This window comes from Kroppenstedtia sanguinis (genome assembly GCF_050433445.1).
Taxonomy (GTDB): Bacteria; Bacillota; Bacilli; order Thermoactinomycetales; family DSM-45169; genus Kroppenstedtia; species Kroppenstedtia sanguinis.
Genome location: NZ_JBNPXF010000014.1, coordinates 63295 through 86869 on the forward strand (window position 1 = coordinate 63295; position 23575 = coordinate 86869).

Annotated in this window: 21 protein-coding genes; 7 read left to right on the top strand and 14 right to left on the bottom strand. The window is 49.4% G+C overall.

Annotated elements, in window-relative coordinates; all coding sequences use genetic code 11:
* The first annotated feature begins 150 nt into the window (after positions 1-150).
* Entirely contained in the window at positions 151-993 is an 843-nt protein-coding gene (locus JOD24_RS09970) for a MurR/RpiR family transcriptional regulator (protein WP_429246844.1), read from the top strand.
* A gap of 441 nt (positions 994-1434) precedes the next feature.
* Here JOD24_RS09970 and JOD24_RS09975 read toward each other — a convergent pair whose 3' ends face one another.
* Entirely contained in the window at positions 1435-1596 is a 162-nt protein-coding gene (locus JOD24_RS09975; RefSeq protein WP_429246845.1) for a hypothetical protein, read from the bottom strand.
* Between the two features lie 44 nt (positions 1597-1640).
* Here JOD24_RS09975 and murQ point away from each other — a divergent pair, with 44 nt between their 5' ends.
* The 4 genes from murQ to JOD24_RS09995 all read left to right on the top strand — a co-directional run bounded on the left by murQ (position 1641) and on the right by JOD24_RS09995 (position 6892).
* Positions 1641-2531: an N-acetylmuramic acid 6-phosphate etherase gene (gene murQ / locus JOD24_RS09980; RefSeq protein ID WP_380163298.1), complete on the top strand. Its 891-nt coding sequence runs from the start codon at positions 1641-1643 to the stop codon at positions 2529-2531.
* A gap of 65 nt (positions 2532-2596) precedes the next feature.
* Positions 2597-3976, top strand: a complete 1380-nt coding sequence (locus JOD24_RS09985) for a PTS transporter subunit EIIC (RefSeq protein ID WP_429246846.1) — start codon at positions 2597-2599, stop codon at positions 3974-3976.
* Positions 3977-4046: 70 nt separating this feature from the next.
* On the top strand, positions 4047-5117 hold the full coding sequence (locus tag JOD24_RS09990) for a DUF871 domain-containing protein (protein ID WP_429246847.1): 1071 nt from the start codon (positions 4047-4049) through the stop codon (positions 5115-5117).
* 299 nt (positions 5118-5416) lie between these two features.
* The gene (locus tag JOD24_RS09995) at positions 5417-6892 is read left to right on the top strand and encodes an alanine/glycine:cation symporter family protein (protein ID WP_429246848.1); all 1476 of its coding nucleotides are present in this window, start codon (positions 5417-5419) and stop codon (positions 6890-6892) included.
* Between the two features lie 53 nt (positions 6893-6945).
* Here JOD24_RS09995 and JOD24_RS10000 read toward each other — a convergent pair whose 3' ends face one another.
* The 6 genes from JOD24_RS10000 to kynA all read right to left on the bottom strand — a co-directional run bounded on the left by JOD24_RS10000 (position 6946) and on the right by kynA (position 12149).
* Entirely contained in the window at positions 6946-7110 is a 165-nt protein-coding gene (locus JOD24_RS10000; protein ID WP_429246849.1) for a hypothetical protein, read from the bottom strand.
* A 185-nt stretch (positions 7111-7295) separates the two neighbouring features.
* Complete coding sequence (locus JOD24_RS10005; RefSeq protein ID WP_429246850.1) at positions 7296-7970, bottom strand: permease prefix domain 1-containing protein; 675 nt, start codon at positions 7968-7970, stop codon at positions 7296-7298.
* Positions 7957-8310: a PadR family transcriptional regulator gene (locus JOD24_RS10010; protein ID WP_429246851.1), complete on the bottom strand. Its 354-nt coding sequence runs from the start codon at positions 8308-8310 to the stop codon at positions 7957-7959. Before JOD24_RS10010 ends, JOD24_RS10005 begins: the two co-directional genes overlap by 14 nt.
* A 1054-nt stretch (positions 8311-9364) precedes the next feature.
* Positions 9365-9991, bottom strand: coding sequence for an arylformamidase (kynB, locus tag JOD24_RS10015; protein ID WP_429246852.1), 627 nt, complete (start codon positions 9989-9991; stop codon positions 9365-9367).
* The gene (gene kynU, locus JOD24_RS10020; protein ID WP_429246853.1) at positions 9988-11271 is read right to left on the bottom strand and encodes a kynureninase; all 1284 of its coding nucleotides are present in this window, start codon (positions 11269-11271) and stop codon (positions 9988-9990) included. Before kynU ends, kynB begins: the two co-directional genes overlap by 4 nt.
* A 26-nt stretch (positions 11272-11297) precedes the next feature.
* On the bottom strand, positions 11298-12149 hold the full coding sequence (kynA, locus tag JOD24_RS10025) for a tryptophan 2,3-dioxygenase (RefSeq protein ID WP_429246854.1): 852 nt from the start codon (positions 12147-12149) through the stop codon (positions 11298-11300).
* A gap of 144 nt (positions 12150-12293) precedes the next feature.
* On the opposite strand from kynA, the gene JOD24_RS10030 reads away from it, so the two are divergent.
* Entirely contained in the window at positions 12294-14708 is a 2415-nt protein-coding gene (locus JOD24_RS10030; protein WP_429246855.1) for a penicillin acylase family protein, read from the top strand.
* 246 nt (positions 14709-14954) lie between these two features.
* A complete protein-coding gene (locus JOD24_RS10035; protein ID WP_429246856.1) occupies positions 14955-16211 on the top strand; it encodes an L-lactate MFS transporter in 1257 nt (418 codons plus the stop codon).
* Positions 16212-16635: 424 nt separating this feature from the next.
* On the opposite strand, the gene JOD24_RS10040 is transcribed toward JOD24_RS10035, so the two are convergent.
* The 7 genes from JOD24_RS10040 to JOD24_RS10070 form a co-directional block, all read right to left on the bottom strand.
* Entirely contained in the window at positions 16636-16839 is a 204-nt protein-coding gene (locus JOD24_RS10040; protein ID WP_429246857.1) for a helix-turn-helix domain-containing protein, read from the bottom strand.
* A 172-nt stretch (positions 16840-17011) separates the two neighbouring features.
* Positions 17012-17428 (bottom strand): hotdog fold thioesterase, encoded by a 417-nt coding sequence (locus JOD24_RS10045; RefSeq protein WP_429246858.1) that lies wholly within the window; start codon positions 17426-17428, stop codon positions 17012-17014.
* Between the two features lie 307 nt (positions 17429-17735).
* Positions 17736-18191, bottom strand: coding sequence for a PTS sugar transporter subunit IIA (locus tag JOD24_RS10050; RefSeq protein WP_429246859.1), 456 nt, complete (start codon positions 18189-18191; stop codon positions 17736-17738).
* A gap of 16 nt (positions 18192-18207) precedes the next feature.
* On the bottom strand, positions 18208-19632 hold the full coding sequence (locus JOD24_RS10055; RefSeq protein ID WP_429246860.1) for a PTS fructose transporter subunit IIC: 1425 nt from the start codon (positions 19630-19632) through the stop codon (positions 18208-18210).
* Between the two features lie 32 nt (positions 19633-19664).
* Entirely contained in the window at positions 19665-21626 is a 1962-nt protein-coding gene (locus JOD24_RS10060; RefSeq protein WP_429246861.1) for a BglG family transcription antiterminator, read from the bottom strand.
* 232 nt (positions 21627-21858) lie between these two features.
* Entirely contained in the window at positions 21859-22323 is a 465-nt protein-coding gene (locus JOD24_RS10065) for a FixH family protein (protein WP_429246862.1), read from the bottom strand.
* Between the two features lie 223 nt (positions 22324-22546).
* Positions 22547-23401: a cytochrome c oxidase assembly protein gene (locus JOD24_RS10070; RefSeq protein WP_429246865.1), complete on the bottom strand. Its 855-nt coding sequence runs from the start codon at positions 23399-23401 to the stop codon at positions 22547-22549.
* Positions 23402-23575: the final 174 nt, after the last annotated feature.

Here is a 23575-nt window from a genome sequence, read left to right on the forward strand (position 1 = left end):
AATTTCTTTAATAAAATGAAATGCCTAAAGGACTCTGTTATGGGAAAGCTCTATTCTTCAGATTTATTGGCTACATCCCCATTGTTTTCAATCTGTTTAGCCCTATTCCATGATAAAGTGAACAAAGCAAGTGAAGGAGGAGTGTGCAGGATGTTGAAAAGGATTCGCAATCGATTGGGGCAGTTTTCCAAAGCGGAGGAGAAGATTGCCCGCTATATTTTAAATCATGCCGAATTGATTCCGAACATGACCACCAAGGAACTGGCGGATAAGTCTGAGGTGAGTGAGGCCTCGGTGATTCGCTTTTCCAAATCCATCGGGATCGGCAGTTTCAAAGCATTTAAAATCGCTCTCGCCCAGGAACTCGCCGTTGCAGATGAAGAGTATATCTCCGATTTTTCCATCGTTCATAAAAAGGATTCCCCCTATGACTTATTCCAGAAAGTCGTTCAGGTAAACAGAGGGGCCATTGAGCTATTGACTAGCTCCCTCAATAAAAAAGAACTGGAAGAGGCCATCCGTGTCTTAAAGGAGGCAAGGCGAGTCCTCTTCTTCGGAGTAGGCGGTTCCGCGATTGCGGCGATGGACAGTGTGTACAAATTTACGAAACTCGGTTTTCGGGCGGAATTCAATCCCGATTTTCATTATATGCTCTCCTTGATCCCTTATTTGAACGAGCAGGACGTCTTTGTAGCTATCAGCATGTCTGGCGAAACGAAGGATGTCGTCGATTTGACTCGTTTTGCCAAAAAGAAAGGAGCCACCGTGATCGCGATCACCAATATTAGTAAATCCCCCTTATATAAGCTGGCGGAGATCCGACTGGCCACCCCCACGGTAGAAAAGGATTTCCGTTCCGGTAGTATTACATCCAGAATGACGCAGTTAACCGTGATCGATACGTTATATATCAGCCTCTTTAACACCATTGGCAAACAGGTACTGGAACAATATCAGGAAGCGAGGGAAGAAGTCGTGAAGCTGCGCCGTTAGGGCGTGGCAGGACTTCAGGTTGTTTTTCACAGGGTACAGTGTTTAAAAGCGGTCGGGATGGGGGTTCATATGGCGGTACCCAAGTTCTGGCGAGGTAAAGTTACTCCATGCGAACCCCCACTCCCTCTCCCGTGTTTTCAAGATTAGGGCTGTTGATTAACCAATAAATAGGTGGAGGAAACAAAATTGACCCTTTCGCCCTTCCCATTGCCCCATCGTAAAATATGGCTTAAGGGGACGGGGAGGGTGGGACGGTGAAAAGCCTTTGCACTCTTTGCAAGAGATCGTAACCGTCCCACCATCCCGATCTTATTTCTCACCTAAAATACGGCTAATCAACACGCCTGTTTCAATGTATCTTCCCCTTTTCAATACATGAATCGAGCTAAAGATCTCATACTGACCCTTCTTAACTCCACATCATAATGGACTGTGAAACCCTCACCCCACCCGGCCCCAGACTGATTCAGCCAGTTGGAGCAAGCAGATTCGCTTGGGATCTCCTCCGTTCAGGTCTTCATAGTTATCGGAATGGAATTTATTTTCCCTAAAGTGAAGTTTTATTTCCTTTAAAATAGCTTGTATATTGACTTTTAATTTCATTCCTCCTTATAATCAAAAGTGACTACAGGAAAGGAGTTGAATCCATGCTCGAGAAATTAGAAACCGAAACAAGAAACCAAAAAACCATGGCATTAGATCAGATGTCGATACGGGAATTTTTGCAAGTGATGAATGAGGAGGATCAGCGGGTACCCCAAGCAATCCAAAGCCAATTACCTCAGATTGAGATGGCCGTTCATCAGGTGATGGAATCATTTCGCAATCAGGGCCGATTAATCTATACCGGTGCCGGCACCAGTGGACGACTGGGCATATTGGATGCCGTGGAATGTGTCCCTACCTTCAGTGCCTCCCCGGAAATGGTGAGAGGAATCATTGCCGGTGGTTTGAAAGCGCTTACTGATGCTGTAGAAGGTGCAGAGGACGATGAAGAGCTTGGAAAAACAGATTTAGCGAGGCTGCAGCTTTCCGAAAGAGATACGGTCATAGGTCTTGCCGCTAGCGGGCGGACTCCCTATGTGATAGGAGCATTGGCATACGCCAAATCCCAAGGCGCCAGCACGGTAAGCATCTCCTGTAACAAAGGTTCGGAAATGAGTGCGTACAGTGATATTGCCATCGAGGTGGAAACCGGCCCTGAAGTATTGACCGGCTCCACAAGACTCAAAGCCGGGTCCGCACAAAAAATGGTGTTGAATATGATTTCGACAGCTGCCATGGTCGGAATCGGGAAAGTGTATCAAAATCTGATGGTGGATGTACAACCTACCAATAATAAATTAAAAGAAAGATCGAAGCGCATCATTATGGAGGCTACGAACGTAGATTACCAAACCGCCAGCACCTATTTTGCGAAGGCTGATCAACAGGTAAAGACCGCCATTGTTATGCTTTTACTCGATTGCTCAAAAAAAGAAGCCATCGAAAAAATCGAGGGAAGTCATGGATTCGTACGCAAAGCCCTATCTGATTGAGAAGGTGGTTTTCCATTCTTCAATCAGAAGTCAAATAAAGGAAAAACGTAGGGGAGGGTTTAGAGGTGAATAAAGAACAACGGATGGCTCAGGAAATTTTGCTCCATGTGGGTGGAAAAGATAATATCCGCCACATCGCCTTTTGTATGACCAGACTCCGATTGTCCCTAAAAGATGATCACAAGGTCCAACACGATGCACTCAAAAAAGTGGAAGGCGTCATGGGAGTCGTAGATGACGAAACCTTGCAACTGGTGATCGGTCCTGGAACGGTGAATAAAGTGGCCGACGAAATGAGTCGTCTAACCGGATCCGCTGCAGGGGAAGAAGCAGAACCGGAAGTGGATCAGATGACATTTGAAGAAAAAGCAGCTTTGAACAAGGAATCGATCAAACAAAAAAACAAAACCCCATTCAAGAGCTTTTTGCGTCGCCTAGGGAATATATTTATCCCGCTGATTCCGGGTCTCGTTGCCTCCGGAATTATCAATGGTGCCGCCAACTTTGCGGTCAATGCAGGGGTAAGCGATAAAACCGCCTGGATGCAAATACTCCTTTTGCTCGGCAGTAGCCTGTTTACCTTTTTGGCGATTTTGGTGGGATGGAATACAGCAAAGGAATTTGGCGGGACTCCAGTCCTGGGGGCGATCGCCGGCATGATCCTCTTCAACCCGGCGTTAGAGAACATTGTGATTTTTGGTGAAGAATTAGTCGTGGGTCGCGGAGGATTGTTTGGAGTGATTTTTGCCGCGTGGCTAATGACCTTTGTTGAAAAACGGGTGCGAAGAATCGTTCCCGGCGCAGTAGATATCATCTTTACACCTTTGATTACATTATTGATTGTAGGGATTGTTTCCTTATTTGCGGTCATGCCGATTGCCGGTGTATTATCAGATGGGATCACACAGGGTTTGACCTCCCTGATCCAACTGGGTGGAGTCATTGCAGGTGCGGTTTTGGCAGGCTTTTTCCTCCCCTTGGTCATGGTGGGATTGCACCACGGATTGACACCGATTCACCTGGAATTGATCAACACCTATGGAAACACCTCCCTATTGACCATTCTCGCTATGGCTGGTGCCGGTCAGGTAGGGGCTGCTATGGCGATTTACGTAAAAACAAAAAACCAACGTTTGAAAAATATCATTAAAGGCGCACTTCCAGTTGGTTTTCTCGGGATCGGTGAACCCTTGCTCTATGGGGTTACTCTGCCACTGGGTCGTCCCTTTGTCACTGCCTGTATCGGAGGAGCCATCGGAGGGGCATTCCAAGCGGTGATGGTAACTGGAGCCAAAGGGATCGGAGTCTCTGGATTATCTTTGATCCCCCTCATCGATGACGGAAAATACCTTTTGTATTTCCTAGGATTGCTGGTTGGCTATGCAGGGGGGTTCTTGCTTACCTACCTGTTCGGTTTCAAAGAAGAAATGGCAAAAGATATTTAATGGCGTCGGATTTTAAAAGAGAGATCATTCACAGACTTTGGTCCCCACTCTGGATACAGGAGGAGCCGTCATGCTGGGTATATCGATTTATTTAGGAAACCCACCCACCTCAGACCAGGAAGCTTATATTCAAAACATGAACCGAAACGGGTTTCAATCTATTTTTACATCACTTCATATTCCGGAAGATCATTCTTCCTTGTACAAAGAGCCACTCACCCAGCTGGGAAGAATCGCATCGAAACTGGATATGGAACTGATGGCGGATCTCTCTCCCATCGCTCTAAAAAATCTCGGGCTCAGCGGGTATGATGCGGATCTTCTTCGCACTTGGGGTTTGACTGGTTTGCGGATCGACTATGGCGTGGATGTACAAAGTATAGCGGCACTCTCCCATAATATAAAAATTGCCTTGAATGCGAGTACCCTCACCAAAGAAGAATTGAAAAAGCTGAAACACCATGGATTAAATCTGGAGAATACAGAGGTTTGGCATAATTTTTATCCACGACCTGAAACTGGATTGGATCAATCCTATTTTGTAACACGCAACAGGTGGTTAAAGGATGAAGGCTTCTCTGTCGCAGCATTTGTCCCAGGGGATCAAACTTTCAGAGGTCCTCTTTTCGCCAAGCTTCCAACGTTGGAGAAGCATCGAGAATTCTCTCCATTCGCCGCTTTTCTGGATATGAAAGATATGGGATGGGTAGATAAAGTGGTGATCGGAGACGTACGCATCAGTCAATCCTCTGTAGACCAGTTCGCATCGTATCAGCGAGATGAAATTTTACTGCGAGCCAAGCGAAGCAAAAATGCAAACCACCAACAAATTGAAAAAGCCAGCGGCTTGCATAGAAATCGAGGGGACCCTGCCCGTGACGTTATTCGATCTGCAGAATCGAGAAGCGATGTGACAACCGACCTCCCCTCCTTCCCACCTCAAAATTGTGTGGCACGTCCTGTAGGCACGATTACCATGGATAATGAAAATTATTTGCGATATCAGGGAGAAATCCAGATCACACTCACCGACTTGGATGCAGACGAACGGGTGAATGTCCTGGGGCACGTCCTCCCTCAAGATCACGCATTACTTCCGCGGATCCGTAGCCATCAAAAATTCAGGATTCAATGGGTGTGAAGATTGAACTCAGATGCAACAGAATCTTTCACGTGTCTGGTCGAAGAGGGAGGTCTCTAGAGCCGGGTCACATAGGCCCAACCCCTAGCTAGGACTGGATCAGACACACACAGCCACAAAAATCGCCGGTTCCGTTCCTACAGAGCCGGTATTTTTTATTTTTCTTAAGGCATAGGGATCCTACGCCTAATGGTCTTCTTTCCATCTTTTGCATCAAATTACGAATCTGATCTTAGTTGTAGTAAGAGACAGTATATTTTATAATCACATTATCTTGTGTCATTTAAGGGGGGATTTGGTTGGAATCTATTGTCAATGGATTGAATGATATCATTTGGAGTGACGCATTGGTCTATCTCTGTTTGGGAGCAGGATTGTTTTTTACGATTGCGACCCGCTTTTTACAAGTACGTCATCTCAAGAATATGGTTCTTTTAATGTTTCAGGGCAAGAGTTCTACAGCTGGGGTATCCTCTTTTCAGGCACTATCCATGGCGCTGTCCGGCCGGGTGGGAACCGGGAATATTGCCGGTGTGGCTACCGCAATTTTCTATGGAGGGCCCGGAGCGGTCTTTTGGATGTGGGTGATAGCCTTTTTGGGAGCCAGCTCCGGCTTTGTGGAAGCTGCACTGGGACAAGTGTATAAAACCAAACTGGACGGCCAATACCGGGGAGGACCGGCCTACTACATTGAAAAAGGACTCAAGCTGAAATGGTATGCCGTCTTGTTTGCCATCGTCACAGTGATCGCCACCGGCCTGTTTTTGCCCGGTGTACAAGCGAACAGCATCTCTTCCGCAATGGACAATGCTTTTGGACTCTCACCCCTCGTTACAGGGATTGCACTGATCCTCATCTTGGGTACTATCATTTTTGGCGGAGTCAAACGAATCGCCAATGTGGCCCAAATCGTTGTGCCCTTTATGGCACTGGGGTATATTCTAGTAGCCCTCCTCCTGATCATTTTAAATATATCCGAACTTCCCAACGTGCTTAAATTGATTTTCAGCAGTGCATTTGGTTCAGATGCGGCATTTGGCGGGATCATCGGAGCCGCGATTGCCTGGGGAGTCAAACGCGGGATCTATTCCAATGAAGCCGGACAAGGTACCGCCCCTCATGCCGCCGCGGCTGCGGAAGTCTCCCATCCTGCAAAGCAAGGATTGGTCCAGGCTTTTTCCGTATATATCGACACCTTATTTGTCTGTACCGCAACCGCATTCATGATCCTGATCACCGGGATGTACAATGTGCAACCGGAAGGGGGTCAAGCTATCGTGAACAACCTGGGAAATGTAGAAGCAGGACCCGTTTTCACGCAAGCGGCTGTGGAATCCTCCCTGCCCGGCTTCGGTGCGCCGTTTGTTGCAATCGCCCTGTTCTTTTTCGCTTTCACCACCATCATGGCCTACTACTACATGGCCGAGACCAACCTGGCCTATATCAACCGCAAAGCGAAAAGAGCCTGGTTGGAATATCTGTTGAAATTCGGGATCTTAGCCATCGTTTTATATGGTTGTATCAAAAATGCAGACCTCGCCTGGACTCTAGGGGATATCGGGGTAGGCAGTATGGCATGGTTGAACATTATCGCTATCCTGCTTCTCTCCAAACCGGCACTGCGAGTATTGAAGGACTATGAAAGGCAGAAAAAAGAAGGGAAAGATCCAGTATTTGACCCGGTGAAAGCCAGGATTGCCGACGCCGACTTCTGGGAGCATGAGTATCAATCGGAGTCATCAGAGAAATCTAGGAGAAAGACTTCTTCATCTTAAAAAAACACCCCTGCCATTCAGGCGGGGATGTTTTTTTATAAGGAATTGACACTCTAGTCTTCACCGTCTCTGCCGGGAGCCGGTTCCAACCGGGTCACTTCTGTATACTCCCCCCGTTCGATCTCCTCCTCTGTGGCGTCAGCCCGAGTCGCTTGATCGGTGAGATCCGGGGCGAAGCGAGGCTCTCTTTTACGATTGGGGCGTTGATTCCGCGCCATGTGAATCACCTCCCCTCCCAGTATCACTCCCTTTTCTCTTTTTACTCATCCACTTCAGTTGAGCGGAGTACCGCCACCCTGACGCCATAGGCATCCCAGTCTTCCGCGAAGGGGTCTTGCTGCCTAAGTAGCCCCTGCCTCCCGAACTCACTTGATCCCGAAGTGCTTACCTCACTTACTTCTTTTCACCCGCAATTGCTACTGCTCTTCCACCGATCCGTTCCGGTCAGGATCAAACCCAAGAACAAACCGACACCCACCAAAGAAAATACCATCGTTGCAGAAATCCCTGTAGCCAATTCACCACTAGCAAAAAAGGTGATGATCCCTGAGAAAAAAGCAAACAGGATCGCCCCTGTCGAAACTGCATAAAGGGCGGCACGAATTTTGTTCATTCCATATTTTTTGTGCGTTTCTTTGGTCAATAAACTGTAAGTCAATAACGCCCCGCCTGCGACAATGAAGATGCCGGGGCCAACTACATTCACGGAAGAGAGACCCATGAAAAACAGCATGGAGATCGTGAACCCTCCGAACAGGATCAGCAAAACCCCAGCAATGGTGCCGGCGATGGAAATCCGGTTTGCCATCGAGGAATAAACCGATTGTTTCGCTGTATCCTGCCCCAGCTCACGTAGATCTTCCACCAACCCGCTCAAATCTCCCATGGAAATGACAGCTTCTTTGAATGCCTGCTCATCGGACAAACCTCGGGATTGATAATCGGCAATTTTTTCTTTCAGGTTGGTGGACAGTTCTTCCTTCAGGTCGAACAGCTGTTGACTTTGTCCCACTCCAGCAAAAAGATCATCGAAGTACCGTTCAATTTTCTCATCCAGCATTTTCTTATTCTTCAGCATGGTTCAGCTCTCCTTTAACCAGTTTATCCAGCACTTCCCTGGCAAAGTTCCAATCTTTGATGCGTTGTTCATAGTGGCCTTTTCCTTCGGGGGTGATCCGGTAATATTTGCGTCTGCCACCCTGAGTTTCATCACCCCAGTAGGAGAGAATATAGCCTTCTCTCTCCAAACGACGAAAAGCAGTGTACAAGGTGGCCTCTTTTAATTCATACTGCTTGCCGCTCAGTTCCACGATTTTTTTGTATATCTCGTATCCATAGCTGTCACCCTGGCGCAACACATTCAGAATGATCGTATCGGTATGGCCACGAATCAAGTCTGTCGAAATGGTGGTTCCCACGGTACCACTCCTCTCAAAATATATATTATACAATATTACTGTTTGTGTCAATGTACTTTTTCCGTCATTGTATTATTCCACGATTTTACTTTCACCTGAATTGTGTTCCACCCGGTGAAAGCCGGAGTTGCCGACGCCGACTTTCGGGAGAAAGAGTATCGACAGGAGCCGTCGAAGGAATTCACCATAAAGAAATTCCCCGCCATACAGGCAGGGAGTTCTCTAGGGTAAAGGCCGGGATCACTTGCCGTTGCCTCTCCTGTTCAATTTTGATTTTTTTGAATGCAACTCTTGAGTTCATCGCCACCATTCAAAATCTTTGGAGGTGACCTATGTCAACTACAACCATGATGCTGAAGAAAGAATTAACACCCCAACAACTGGCTATGGCGGATTCGGAGTATAACAAGAAAAAGAAGGATAAGTTGATCCAGGGCTGTTGATTAACCAGAAAATGGGCGGCGGAAGGGAGTCGTGTGCTGCCAAAGCGACCTTTGTACCATGGCACTACAATCCAAAGGAGCTGAAGCTCTAGATGAAGGTAGCCATCCTACCCAGCGGAGAAGTCTTACGAGAGGGCGTTTAGGGGCAACATTCTTCCCTGTGTTGCTTCCGTAAGGCTTTGCCCCTGCCCGATCGGAAGATTTGGAGCGGCCAGTTTTCACTTCCTTGCCGGATGGCAACGGTCGCGTGGTAGAACACGATCTCCCCATCCAAAATATGGCTAATCAACGCGCCTGAAGTTGATCCTTTTCTTGTTATGGTTCTTCCTCTGCCCCTTCGCCGCACCAACGATTTTATACGGGTGATATCGGACGTGCCATCCTCATTATCTTCTTTGGATGGATCATCTGGCCTTTATTGGATATCATCTTTGCGATTAAGAAAATCGACAAACTTAATGAGGATATCGAGCTGGAAATCTTGCAAAAGGTGAAGTCGGTCGCCTGACTTGTTTCTGCAACGCCCCAGGAAGGCCTGGGGCGTTGTTGTTCTCCGAACATGTTACTCTCTGTAAAAAAACCGGCCCCACGGCTACATAGTTCTTTCCCCCTTACTCCAGCCGCTTCAGAGCCGCCCGAACTGGGCTTCCGTCAGCTTCCGCCAGGGGAAGCGGAAGAGCGGCCAGTTGATAATCACCGGGGTCCACCCCATCCAACACCGCCCCTTCCAGGATGTGAACCCCCTGATCGGTGAGTGCATGGTGGGCAGGAAGTTCCTTGCTGTCCAGGGGGTCCACCGAGGGAAGATCCAGTCCCAGAAGGCGGATCCCTTTTTCCTGCAGATAGGGGGCCAGCTCTGGCTCCACCGGCGGGATCTCACGTGGAAAGGTGGATCGGTCGGTCCAAGTATCCGTTCGGATGAGCAGACGGGTCACCCCCTTCAGGTTTTTCGACTGTAATTCCTCGATCCCGATCTGTATCGGATCCGGCAAGTGAAGAATCCGGACCCGCCCGATGTAGAGATCGAGGTCCAGATCGATCACCCGCTTTCCCTCCTCGTCAAAATGGAAGGGAGCATCGATATGGGTGCCGGTATGAGTACTCAAAGTGATCTGTCCCACATTGACGGAGCCTGACTCTTCCTTGCTCCAGCTTAACTGATAGGAAAAGGGAGTATCCCCAGGCCAGACCGGAATTCCCTTCACCAACCGTTGCGAAATATCGATCCAACCACTCACGCAACCACCCCCCGTTTTTTCTCATGTCGCTCGTAATCTTTCTCTTCCATGATCCACTTCAGCACTTGTACTGCTTCCCATACCTCGGTGTAAGCCGTATAGAGAGCCACTGGGGCAAGACGGATCACATCAGGTGCACGGAAGTCAGGGATGACCCCCTTCTCCTTCAGGGATTTGCAGATCCGGACCGCCTCCGGATGGACCAGACACACATGGCCACCCCGCCGGTGATCCTCGCGAGGATTACCAATAGTAAAACCCATCCCGACCAATTCTTCCTCCACCAACTGCATCAGATACTGGGTCTGGCGAAGGGACTTCTCCCGGATCGGACCGATTCCCGCCTCTGTAAAAATCTCCAGGGAACCGATCAGGGGAGCCAGACTGAGCAGATGTGGGGTTCCGATCTGGTAGGCACCAGCACCCCCGGCGGGAGTGAGCTGGTACTCCATGTCAAACTGAACCGATTTGTCCGAACTGAACCAACCTGCCAGACCCGGCAACTCGCCGAAATGCTTTTGATGGACAAACAGGCCCCCCACGCCACCGGGGCCGGCGTTCAGGTACTTATAGTTGCACCAAAAGGCAAAATCGACACCCCACTCATGCAACTGATGAGGGATCGCCCCGATGGAATGGCACAGATCAAAACCGATGGGGATCCCCCGCTCCCGGGCCGCCGCAGTCAACCGCTCCATATCCAGGATTTGCCCGCTGCGATACAATACCGAAGGCAAAACGATGATCGCCACCTCTTCGGTCATAGCCGCGATCAGATCCTCCTCTGCCAATGTTTGCCCATCCCGGCCCCCTACTCGGATCAGGTGTTGTTCCGGATCCAATCCGCGAAGCCGAAGTTGACTCTGCATGGCATAAATATCAGAAGGAAAGGTGAGGGCATCAGCGAGGATTTTCCTCCGTTTTCCTTCTGGACGGTAAAAGGAAGCCAAGAGTTGATGCAGATTCACCGTGGTAGAGCCGGTCACGATCACCTCCTCCGGCTTGGCTCCCACCAGAGGAGCGCCTTTTTTTCCTAGCTCTTCGGACAGATGAAACCATGGATGGACCCCCTCTGTCCAACCCTCGATCCCATACTCCCGCCAGCTGTCCAAAACAGACAACAGGCTTTGTTCCGCCGGTTGGGACAACAGTCCGAGGGAATTCCCATCGAGATAGATCCTGCCTTTTCCCAGATAAAATTCCTCTCGGAACCGGGCCAGTTCATCTGCTCGGTCCAGCTTCTCCGCCGTTTCCCGTGTTCTATCAAAGGTGACTTCCATTCACGATCCCTCCCAAGCTCCAACCTTTACAGTTGAGTACGAAGACCCCATAATTCTGGAAAAAAGCGGTGATCCAATACTCGCTTCAAATAACTGACTCCTGCAGAACCCCCAGTCCCCTGTTTATGACCAATAATCCTTTCCACGGTTTTCATATGGTTGTATCGCCATTGTTGTTGCCGATCCTCGATATCCATCAACTTCTCTGCCAGCTCATACAGATCCCAATACTTTTTCACATCCCGGTAAACTGTCAGCCAGGCGGCTTCCACACTGGGATGAGGTTGGTAATCCTTCGACCAGTCCCGTTCCAAACAGGAGGCATCCACAGGGAGCCCCCGGACTGCCAGGGCTTGAATCGACACATCGTAAATGCCTGGTGTGTTCAAGGCTTTTTTCAGCCGTCGGTATAACTCCGGTTCATGTTGATAGACCGCCAGCACCCGCTGATTCTTATGCCCCAGCGCAAATTCGATCAGACGGTTTTGATAGGATTGAAAGCCAGAAGAATGGCCGAGCTTCTCCCTGAATTGCATATATTCCGAAGGGGTGAGGGTAGACAGCACTTCCCAAGATTGGATCAATTGTTCCTGGATGCGGGAGACCCGGGCCAACATCTTGAAGGCTGGCTCCAGCTCGTTCTTTCCGACGGATGTGACTGCTCCCTCCAATTCATGGAGGATCAGTTTCATCCACAATTCACTCACCTGATGGATGATGATAAACAGCATTTCATCGTGGTGTCCTGACAACCGTTGTTGGCTGTTCAAAAGCTGGTTCAGCTGCAGATAGTCCCCATAGGTCATCTCCCCGCTAAAATCTGTATAAATTCCCTCCTCCGGTACTTTTTCTTTTGAATTGGATGGATAATCAGTCATGGATTTCTCCCCCTTTTGAACACCTATCTACAGAATACATGACAATACGTTCCCGAAAAAGAGATGGCTCCCCAATCACAGGATTTAGCCTTCTCAAGGGCGTATATATTTAAAAAGGAATACAACTAGAGGAGGAAGCAACCCATGGAATCACCTGGAATCGATCCCCCATCATCCACAAAGAAGAAGCGGAAAAACTGGAAAAAGATCATCTACATCACACTTACTCTGCTGCTGGTATTTGCTGTCGGTGGAACTCTAACCGCCGGTTGGTATCTCCACCGACCCTTGCCTGACTCAGAGGGAACCCTTACCTTTTCCGGTCTCCGGGAACCAGTGGATGTGTACCGGGATAACCGCGGAGTCCCTCGCATCCTGGCTAAAAATCCGCAGGATCTCTACTATGCCCAAGGGCTTGTCACGGCCCAGGATCGTCTGTTTCAGATGGAGATGAGCCGGCGATTGGCCTCCGGGCGCCTCAGTGAGGTGGTCGGGGAAAAAGCTGTGGACCAGGACCGATTCTTCCGGACCTTTGGACTGCGCCGAGCAGCGGAAGCCTCCCTCTCTTCCTACTCCGGTGAAGCTCTGAACGCATTAAAAAGTTATGCCCAGGGAGTCAACGCCTATATCCGACAAGCGACGGAAAATGGGGAACTGCCAGTGGAGTTCACCCTGTTGGGAGTGGAACCAGAACCCTGGTCGCCGGTGGATTCCCTCACCATCGGAAAATACATGGCCTACGACCTGGGTGGCCGCTGGCGAGGGCAGGCCTTCCGCCATGAACTGTTACGCCTGTTTCCCAAAAAGCAAGCTCTTGAACTCTTTCCCACGTACCCTCAGGAGGGACCGCGGATCGCCGGGGAAACTTCTTCCTCGCTGAATCTGTCGCAACAGCTGGCCTCCGCCGTCTTTCCCCGGGAGCAGAACGGGAGCAACAACTGGGTAGTCTCTGGGAAGAAAACCGAGTCGGGCAAACCTCTCCTCGCCAATGATCCCCATCTCTCCATCGCCACCCCTGCTATCTGGTACCAAACAGAGCTGAAAAGCCCTGGACTCCACGTCAGCGGTGTCACCTTTGCCGGGGTGCCCGGAATCGTGGTAGGCCACAATGAACAGATCGCCTGGGGGGTGACCAATGTCGGCCCCGATGTGCAGGATCTCTACATCGAAAAACGACACCCGGATCATCCCGATCGATTCCTCTACGAAGGAAAATGGGAGCAAGCTCGCCGGATCCCGGAAAAGATCCGGGTCAAAGATGGAAAGGATCAAACTCTGGAGGTGATGGTGACCCGGCACGGTCCCATTGTTACCGAGTTTGCCCGCCCCGACGGAAAAATGAAAAAACCGGACACCGCTTTGTCCATGCGTTGGACCGCCCTGGAACCGACCACGGAGCTGGAAGCCGTTCTCCGCTTCAACCGGGCGAAAAATTGGAAAGAGTTTCGGAAAGCCCTGACATACTTCAAAGCTCCCGCCCAAAATTTTGTCTTTGCCTCTACCGATGGCACGATTGCCTACCGGGCTAACGGCTGGATCCCCATTCGTCAAAAAGGGGAGGGGCTACTACCGGTCCCCGGTTGGAAAAAAGAGTACGAATGGAAGGGGTACATCCCTTGGAAAGAGCTTCCTACCGTAGTCAATCCGGACTCCGGCTGGATCGCCACCGCCAATAACAAGATCACCGGAGAGGATTATCCCTACCATATCACCCACACTTGGGCTGAACCCTATCGTGCTGCCCGTATCAAAGAAGTGCTACAGCAAAAGAAAAGCTTCACAGTAGCCGATATGGAAAAACTGCAGACGGATACCAAAAACCTGCGTGCCCAATGGCTCACTCCTCTTCTCCTTCAACAGGCCAAGGGAGAGACATGGACTGCAGAGGAGGCCGCCGCCCTTCAGTTGTTGCGGAAATGGAATTTCCACGATGATCCCAAACAGGGGGCTCCCCTCCTCCATCATCTCTGGATAAATGAATTGGAGAAGAAACTTTACCAACCCTTGAATGAAAAAACCCTGGACCTTTTTGAAGGAAAAACCCAAGTAACCGACCACCTGCTCCGTCAAGCCGCCGACGGTAAGCCTGGATGGTGGATCCAAAACCAAGGTGGGCTGAAAAAACTGTTCCTCTCTTCTTTTAAGGAGGCCGTGCGTCGTGGACAGGATTTACAGGGGAAGGATCCGACCCACTGGCAATGGGGGCAATTTCATCAGGTTGTTTTCAGCCATCCCCTGAGCGAGGTGTCCCCGTTGAATCTCTTGTTTAATAGGCAACCGATCCCTGTCGGAGGAAGTGACATGACGGTGATGGCCGCCGGTTGGAATTTCGATTCCGGTGAGGTGGATCACGGGGCTTCCTGGCGGACCGTTGTCGACTTGGCAAAGCCTCGTCACAGCTGGGATGTAGTGGGACCGGGACAGTCGGGACAGGTGATGAGTCCTTGGTACCATGACCAGGCAGAAGATTGGGTTCAAGGTCGTTATCATGAGACGCGGATGATGGATAACCCCGGACTCCCTGACGGAAAATTACTCCGTCTCTTGCCATCCAAATAAAACAGACATCTGACATCCGGCGACCCATCCACAGGGTTCGCTGGATGTTTGACTTTTTCGGGAACCTTGTCCACAAGGGTCCTCCGTGGTATTATTTTGATTAGTCGTTCTATTTGTAACAGATTCCAGCTTAAAAAGCTGTCCCCGGAAGGGTGGAATAACCCATGGAACCTCTTTAGCTCATCAGAACCAAGAAAACCCCATCTCAACTTAGAACGTCGTATGCTTCCAAGGAGGGACACCTGAGTGGAAAAAAGCAAAAATCGTTGGTTGATCGCCGCATCCGCTGTCGGAATACACCTTTCTATCGGATCCGTTTACGCTTGGAGTGTGTTCAACAATCCGTTGAAAGACCAATTCGGCTGGAGTGACGGTGAGATCTCCTTCGCCTTCAGCCTCGCCATTTTATTTCTAGGCTTATCAGCTGCCTTTCTGGGGCATTACGTAGAAAAGCATGGACCGCGTAAGTCGGGGATCCTGGCGGCTCTTTTTTTCGGTGTAGGAATTATAGGTTCCGGACTCGCAGTCAACCTAGGCTCCCTGTATATGCTCTATCTTTTCTATGGGGTCCTGGGTGGAATCGGCCTGGGGGTCGGTTACATCGCACCGGTCTCCACCTTGGTCAAATGGTTTCCGGACCGGCGCGGATTGGCCACCGGTCTGGCGATCATGGGATTCGGCTTTGCTTCACTGATCAGCAGTCCAATCATGGCACGGCTAATCGAGTCCGTGGGAATTGCAAACACGTTCTATCTCTTAGGTGCGATTTACTTTATCGTGATGTTCTTCTCTTCCCGGTATCTGGCCCCACCCCCGAAGGATTGGTTGCCCCCCGGATTCAAAGAGAAGGTGGACTCCGGCAAAGCCCACGTCAAAAAAGATATCGCTCAATTGACAGCCAATGAAGCGATCAAGACCCGCCGTTTCTATTTTTTATGGTTGATGCTGTTTATCAATGTCACCTGTGGAATCGCTATCATTTCCGTAGCCTCCCCTGTGGCCCAAGAGATTACGGGGATGAGTGCGTTGAGCGCCGCCACGATGGTCGGCCTGATGGGCCTGTTCAACGGAATGGGACGGATCGGCTGGGCATCATTTTCCGACTATATCGGGCGACCGGCCACCTATACTGCCTTCTTTGTTATCCAAGTACTCGCATTTTTCTTCCTGCCGCAAATCACTCACTCCCTTCTGTTCCAACTTCTCCTCTTTCTGATCATGACCTGTTACGGCGGGGGTTTTGCATCCATTCCCGCTTATATCGGTGATCTGTTCGGTACCAAGCAATTGGGTGCTATTCATGGATATATTTTGACTGCATGGTCTGCCGCGGGGCTTGTCGGACCCTCGATCACCTCCTGGGTTCATGAAACCACCGGGAGCTATGCAGGTAGTCTGACTTTCTTTACCGGTTTCTTTACCATCGCATTGATTATCTCCCTCTGGATTCGATCCGATATCAACCGTCTGAAAAAGGCTCCCACAGCTCCTGCGAACTTATGACTCCAATCAGGGCTGTTGATTAACCAGAAAATAGGCGGCGGAAGGGAGTCGTGTGCTGCCAAAGCGACCTTTGCCATCCTACTCAGCGGAGAATCTGGAGAGAGGGCGTTTAGGGGCAACATTCCTTCCCTGTGTTGCTTCCGTAAGGCTTTGCCCCTGCCCGATCGGAAGATTTGGAGCGGCCAGTTTTCACTTCCTTGCCGGATGGCAACGGTCGCGTGGTAGAACACGATCTCCCCACCTAAAATATGGCTAATCAACACGCCTGGACTCCAATATCCGTCCCCTCCAGTGCCGCATAGGGCAGCAAATCACCGGAAAAAGATCCAATTTTTGAAGGAAACTGGGATCTAGCGGATATTGGAGCGAATTTAAAAACGAAGACACCCCTTCTCCGCCATATCTGGTGAGATGGGGTGTCATTTCATTCGTCGAATAGATCTTGAACGGAGCAATCAAAAACTCGAGCGAGAGACTTGAGATGGTCTCGCTTCACGGAGACCCAATCGTCCTTGTAATAGTCAAGAATGGTATTGTATCGGATCCCGCTTTTTTCTGTGAGATCCTTCTTAGTCATTCGGTACTTTCCTGCTAGTTCAGAGACTCGCAGCAAAGGAATCCACCCCATCTTTCAAATCTTGACTTTCCTTCATTATAGCAGGGCTTGAAATGTTGGATAGATGCATGTTCCAAAGTGTTTCATCAAGTCTCCTCCCGTCCACCCACTTTCACAGACCTGGGGGCCTTTGTTAAATAATGAAACCCGGCTGCCGGATTCTCCGGTGGGCCGGGTTTCATTATTAATCTTTCTTCCCTTTTTCCCCTTTCAGAGGCAGAATGGCCATCGTACAGCGAGAGACACAGAGGAGTCGCTCTTCCTCATCCTGGATCCGAACCTCCCACACCATCGTGGTCCTCCCTTTGTGCAAGGGTTCCGCCACTGCAGTAACAGTGCCCTTCCGTTTGGGACGAATATGATTGGCGTTAATCTCCAATCCCACCGTGGTCTCCTTTTCCTGGTCACAGTTCAGCCACGCCCCGAGACTAGCGGCAGTCTCCGCCAATACAACGGAAACACCTCCATGCAGGATCCCGTAAGGTTGGTGGTGTCGTCCGTCCACCGGCATCTTCAGGATGACACGTTCCGGTGTCAATTCCTCGGTTTCAATCCCCAGTACTTCCATAACGGTTTGGGGGTTCGACTCAGTCTTTTGCATGGGAATCCTCTCCGATCCGAATTCAATCATCCTCCCTTTCTTCATCCTTCATCACCATTCGCCTTCCCCGCCCCGACATCCTCCCCAATTTGTCATTTACAGCTACTCCTAGGCCAAACGCCGTTTCTTTCGATCCCAGAATTCCATAGAATATCCTATTAACCTGGGAGGACGGTTATTTCTATGATCTGGCTCGCTTTTACCCCGGTCTTACTTTACTTATTGGCAGAAGGGACCCGAAAGCGACCTCAGGGGGAGCAAAAAAAAGATCCGGATGCGCATCCGGGCTTTTTCTATTCTGAACGGCTTATTCTATTTTCCCCAGCAATTCTAGAGTCGTTTCTTTCGTTTGAGAGTTTAGAAGTTCTGTACGGAACGCCTCATCCATCAGTTTTCGAGACAACATCTGCAAAATTTTCAGATGCTCCTGACCTGCATTCTTCTCCGGAACAGCAATCATAAAGATAAGTTTAGCCTTTTCTCCATCCATACTGTTCCATTCAATACCTTCCCGTTTTATACCCAGAGCGACCCTCGCCGTGTTCACCCCATCAGATTTACCGTGGGGAATTGCAATGCCGAATCCGATGCCAGTACTCCCTTCTTTTTCTCGAAGGTACAAATCCTTCTTAAACCTCTCCAGCTGATTCAATGCTCCGCTTTGGTCGATGAGATCTGCCATCTCTTCCATCACTTCGTCTTTACTCGTACCGGTTAACTCCATTTTTACGAGATCTTCACTGATTAAGTCAGTCAGTTTCATTTGTAAATAACCCCCGCTACTGAAGTGAGTCTACAGGTTTTTTTAAGAAGTTTACCAACAATGCGGTGACAATCACCCCGGCGACGATGGAAAGGAAAAACATCGGCACATGTTCTACCGCTTGGAAGAGAGCAACGATCGGTCCTCCGTGGGGTACGTTATCTGTGACGCCACTGGCCATTGCAATCGTGGCAGCCACCATCGAACCTGCCATAATGCTAGGAATCACCCGTAACGGGTCTCTGGCAGCAAAAGGGATGGCTCCTTCCGAGATCCCCACCAGTCCCATGGCTAAAGCCGCTTTTCCAGCTTCCAATTCTTCTTTGATATACTTTTGTTTGTTGAGCAGTGAGGCGAGCCCCATACCGAGTGGGGGGACTGGAATGGCTGCAGCGATGGCTCCCATGATCGTGGGCTGACCTGCCCCGATCATCGCAGCTCCAAACAAAAACGCAACCTTATTGACAGGCCCGCCCATGTCAAAGGAGACCATCCCACCCAGAATCAGTCCGAGGATGATTTTACTCGATCCAGTCATGCTGTTTAAACCGGCTGTTAAAGCTTCCATCAAGCCAGCAATCGGGCGACCCAGGACATAGATGAATAGAACACCGATAATCACCGAGGATACCAACGGGATGATGAGAACTGGCATAATCGGCTTGATCATATCCGGCACTTTCATTGCCTTGATCGCCTTCACGATATAACCGGCCAGAAACCCTACAATAATGCCGCCAATAAAACCCGCGCCTACTTCGCTATCGTAAAATTGTCCGTTCGCAGCGATATAACCGCCAATCATCCCTGGAGCGAGACCTGGGCGATCTGCAATGCTAACGGCGATAAAACCGGAAAGAATCGACACCATAAAGATAAAACCAATGTTGCCGATATCGTTGATCTTTTGCCAAAAAGAACCCTCAGGGATCACAAAACCTTTTTCCGTTGGAACACCACCAAATCCAAGTGAGAGAGCAATCAGCAATCCGCCTACGACAACAAAGGGAATCATATAGGAGACACCGTTCATCAGGTGACTGTATATCAGTTTCCCCTTGTTTTTATGCTTTTTCTTCTCTTCCGGCGTTGATTTCACCTGCTCCGCAATAGGCTCCTTCTTTTCTCCGTAAACATCCACTTGCCCCACTTCAAACCGTCTGATCAATTCTTCCGGTCGGTGAATCGCTTCCGTGACAGAGGTTTCAAGCAATTTTTTACCGACAAATCGCTCTTTGTCCACTTTCTTGTCTGCAGCGATGATGATACCATCCGCTTCCAGTATTTCTTGATCGGTCAGTTCGTTTTCAATCCCAATGGAGCCTTGTGTCTCCACCTTGAGTTGGACACCTATCTTTTCAGCGGTTTTTGATAATTTTTCCGCTGCCATGTAGGTGTGGGCAATCCCTTTAGGACACGAAGTTACAGCCAATATTTTCATCGAATCCCCCCTCTCAATTGAGTAGACCCTCTCTATAGGACGGAGAGAAATTCCGGCACGGTATGCTGACCTTTTAAGCTCTTCAGCAGGGATTTGTCTTCTGAAAGGCGGTTCAAATCTTCAAAAAGGCGCTGAGCCGCTTGAATATCAGTCCATTGAACCGCCAACAAAAACACGAAGGTCACCTCCTCGCCTCCCCAGTGGACCGGTTCCTGCAAACGGGCGACAGCGATCCCTGACTTTCGGATCAGTTCCGGACTTCCATGAGGAATGGCAATGCCACCGCCAATGAAGGTATGCGACAGATGTTCGCGCTCGATGACGCTTTTTCCATAAGCTTCTTCTACGTATTGCTCTTGCACGAGTGAGTCAGTCAAAAATTGAATAACCTCTAAATTATCTTGGTAATCCACATCGAGAAAGATCAGCTCGGGATGCAGATAGCGTCTTAACGCCAGATAACGCCCTGGCTTCTCCGTCGGAGGAGACAGCGGATGCTCCATCATCCGCTGAATCTGCTCACATTCCTCCTCGTTGAGCAATGGAGAGATCGTAACCACCGGCAACGATAAATTGGGCAGTGGTACGGTACTGATTACAAAATCAGGTTTTACCTTTGCAATCGTCTGTCGTAATTCAAATGTAGAGACTGAGTCAGCCACCTCAAGGGATGGAAAATAGCGTTTCAGCTTAGAAACGATCAAAAGGGATGTACCCACGCCTGTCGTACACACGACGAGTACTCTTCGCCTTGCTCGCCGTTCATTCTTCAGTCGCTCCAAAGCAGCCTGAACATGAAGTGTGAGATAAGCGACTTCATCTTCGGGAAAGCGGACACCTACCTGTTTTTCCACATCTGATATCACAGTGTAAATGAGCTCAAAGACATGGCGATAATTTACTTTAATCTCCTCGTTCATTGGGTTCAACAAAGTAAGGCCATGCCGCAACCGATGGATCGTTGAACGAAGGTGCAAAGCCAATCCGATTAATAATTGTGTATCTTCTTTCAATGGCTCCTCGATCCATGGATTCATCTGTTCAATCAACTGTTCCGCGACAGCCAAGGCTTCTGTATCCATTTGTTTGATGGATTCCCTCAACCCCAGATCCTTCATGTGATAGTGTAACTTAGCTCCGAGCAAATGCAGCGTCAAATAACCTCTTTCTGTTTCCGGTATATGGACGGCAAAGGTCTTTTCTAACTCGGTTGCAAGAGCAGAGGCCGGCTGATATTCCCATTGATTCTGCAAGTATTTTAATTCTTGCAACGGCATGTAAATCTCGTTTCCCAACTTGATGCGCTGAATCGCAATCGCAATATGGATCAACATATTGGAGATGGACTGGTCGGTAAAATAAAAGCCAAAAGTTTGTTGTAGCTGACGGATTTTACTTTCTATCAATGTCAGCTGATGTGGATCTGCAATGCCGTTGAATTCAAAACGAACATTTTTTGCGATGTCAGAACTCGGTTGCTCGCCGTTAAAAGAGGGAGCAAAGGTTTTGGACAAGGCAAGACGCTTTTCTTTTTCATTTCCTTCGATCTTGATGCCGAAGTGAGGCTTGCGCAACAACGTGAGATCGAAGCCTTGGGCCCATCGCTCCACTTGATTTAAAATTTTCCTCATCCGCTTCCGGCTCATGTAAAAAGTGTTACATAACTGTCGTAAGGTGATAAATTCATCACTTCTCAGCAAAAGTCGAACCACTTGCATCTGCCACTGGGGATCGGTCTCTGATGCTATTTTTCCCAACCATTTTTTTAACCGTTCCTTTTCCTTCGGATGAGCCTTTAATAACACCCCGAGTCCGGGCTTTCGATGAATTGACACCGTTGGATCATGGATCTGAAGCCATTCATGAATCGCTTTCAAATCATTCCGCACCGTTTTTTCGGAACAGTGCAGTTGTTTCCCGGCGGTTTCCGTTGAGATGTAATTCTCTTCCTGGAGCAACAACGCGAGCAGTTGTTTCTTTCGATCATCCCACATCTTTCTCACCAGCTTTAAGCTTATTATATCTGCCAGTTGATCTATATGATGATCTTTCTTTTACCGTATTTTGCGGTAATCAACGGATGAATCCCAGATGATCCGCCAGACAGCGAAGCCAATTTTCCCGAATGAAGGGGAAAATCGGCTTTTCGGGATTGCGATCCCTCACCGACCTGACCCCAAAACAAAAGACCCTGCGATTTACAGTACGCAGAGTCTCCACCTCGGATTACGGCTTGACCGTAAGGGTCTCCGCCGGCTCCATCACATGACCACCCTTGGCCGTTACGTGATACATCACTTTGTATTCGCCCGCCTCGGCAAAAGTATGTTGGATGCTGTATACTCCGTCCTTGCCCTTATTGGCGTCAATCTTCTCATGCTCATCCTTGGAGGCGCCCTTCTTCCAGAGCTCAAACTTGACCTCATCGGCATCCGTGACCGGTTTGCCGTCGTGAGTAATCTTCACTTCGATCCCAGTCTCCTTGCCAGCGTGCGCGTCCTCAGGCAATTTCATCTCCACCTGGGCCAAGTCCTCGGCAGCCTCGCCGTGGCCCTCCTCATGCCCATGATGGTCCTCCTCATGAGCCTCATGCTTCTCCGAGCTTTCTTTTTTGGGGGTGGTTCCACAAGCGGTCAACCCCAACACCGTCATCAGGGCCAGTCCCCCGACCATCCAACTTTTTACGCTCATCCAAATTCGCTCCTTCGATCAAAAAGGTTCACACCGCGGTATTGCCTCTGCCCCCACTTCGAAGTCAGTAGCTAGGTCATCCTCGGGAAAGAAAGAAGCGCTCCACTAAATTCAAGGAACCATCTGCGCCTTTCAGTGGGGAACATCTTCCATCCTAGTCTCTCCCCAGGCAAAGTATTCCAGATCCCTTTCTTGGAAACAACGCTTTCTAAGCGAATCCGACTTACAGGGATTCTGTAGCTGGTTGAGAAACTGGATGACTTCTTGCATACTCCTCCGCTTCCAGACGGTCTCTCTCCCGCTCTTTCCGCACCCACTGGAAGAAGAAAATATAAACAATCACACTGACATAGACGATTTCCTGGATGATCTTCATCAGAACACCACCCAGTTGTTGATCATGTAATGGAGACAAGATCGGAAACATCTGGGATTGTTCATGGAACAAGGCAAAAAATGTCGTATCCGAGAAAGCAATCATAACACAAGCCGGTGTGAGGAGCATTCCGTTGACATAGAGAAAGCCCATCTTTTTCAACTCGCCCATCTTGTCCATCTCCGGCACGGGGCAGAGCACAGAAAACCACATCGCCACCCCCCCGATTAACAGGAGAGCTCGGGCTCCCGCATGCAACGCGGGCACCTCCATCATTCGGTCAAATACCCAGGGGAGGTGATACATCCAGATCATTCCGTTGAAAAAGAATGACGCGAATACAGGATGGACCAACACTTTTAAAAGTTTGCCCACTCCTTTCAAACGAAACGCCGGAGCCACTAACCAAGAGGGCAACCCCATCAACAAAAAGGGCGGCAACACAATAAACAGCAGAGACATCTGCACCATATGGATGCTGAATAATTCATGGCCGATCAGATCCAAGGGACTGCCGAGGGAGAAATAAAAAATCAGCGCACCGGTCAGAAAATAAGACAATTGTCGAATCGACGGCGGCTCCGAGTCGGGAAATCGATTCCGTAACGGTCCTGTGAACAACAGATACAACGCGATCACGAGCAAAACCGCCAGATTCATTGGAATGCTGTAGTTGGCAGGATGCAAAAACATCTCGATCATCTTATCCACACCGGATCCCCCCTTTTCTCTCCTTTGTGTGGAAACCTTTTCTAAAAGCGTTGTGATTGACATATAGACGACCAGGGCTGTTGATTAACCAGAAAATGGGCAGCGGAAGGGAGTCGTGTGCTGCCAAAGCGACCTTTGCGCCACAGGCACTACAATCTCGATGGG

Bases quoted from the DNA above. Each gene is read 5' to 3' on its own strand.
- kynU (WP_429246853.1), bottom strand. From the start codon at position 11,271: ATGGAAGTCACCTTTGATAGAACACGGGAAACGGCGGAGAAGCTGGAC.
- JOD24_RS09970 (WP_429246844.1), top strand. From the start codon at position 151: ATGTTGAAAAGGATTCGCAATCGATTGGGGCAGTTTTCCAAAGCGGAG.
- JOD24_RS10050 (WP_429246859.1), bottom strand. From the start codon at position 18,191: ATGAAACTGACTGACTTAATCAGTGAAGATCTCGTAAAAATGGAGTTA.
- JOD24_RS10040 (WP_429246857.1), bottom strand. From the start codon at position 16,839: ATGGGGTGGATTCCTTTGCTGCGAGTCTCTGAACTAGCAGGAAAGTAC.
- kynA (WP_429246854.1), bottom strand. From the start codon at position 12,149: ATGACTGATTATCCATCCAATTCAAAAGAAAAAGTACCGGAGGAGGGA.
- JOD24_RS09990 (WP_429246847.1), top strand. From the start codon at position 4,047: ATGCTGGGTATATCGATTTATTTAGGAAACCCACCCACCTCAGACCAG.
- JOD24_RS09975 (WP_429246845.1), bottom strand. From the start codon at position 1,596: ATGAAATTAAAAGTCAATATACAAGCTATTTTAAAGGAAATAAAACTT.
- JOD24_RS10060 (WP_429246861.1), bottom strand. From the start codon at position 21,626: ATGTGGGATGATCGAAAGAAACAACTGCTCGCGTTGTTGCTCCAGGAA.
- JOD24_RS10000 (WP_429246849.1), bottom strand. From the start codon at position 7,110: ATGGCGCGGAATCAACGCCCCAATCGTAAAAGAGAGCCTCGCTTCGCC.
- JOD24_RS10055 (WP_429246860.1), bottom strand. From the start codon at position 19,632: ATGAAAATATTGGCTGTAACTTCGTGTCCTAAAGGGATTGCCCACACC.
- JOD24_RS10045 (WP_429246858.1), bottom strand. From the start codon at position 17,428: ATGCAAAAGACTGAGTCGAACCCCCAAACCGTTATGGAAGTACTGGGG.
- JOD24_RS10070 (WP_429246865.1), bottom strand. From the start codon at position 23,401: ATGATCGAGATGTTTTTGCATCCTGCCAACTACAGCATTCCAATGAAT.
- JOD24_RS10065 (WP_429246862.1), bottom strand. From the start codon at position 22,323: ATGAGCGTAAAAAGTTGGATGGTCGGGGGACTGGCCCTGATGACGGTG.
- JOD24_RS10005 (WP_429246850.1), bottom strand. From the start codon at position 7,970: ATGCTGAAGAATAAGAAAATGCTGGATGAGAAAATTGAACGGTACTTC.
- JOD24_RS10030 (WP_429246855.1), top strand. From the start codon at position 12,294: ATGGAATCACCTGGAATCGATCCCCCATCATCCACAAAGAAGAAGCGG.
- murQ (WP_380163298.1), top strand. From the start codon at position 1,641: ATGCTCGAGAAATTAGAAACCGAAACAAGAAACCAAAAAACCATGGCA.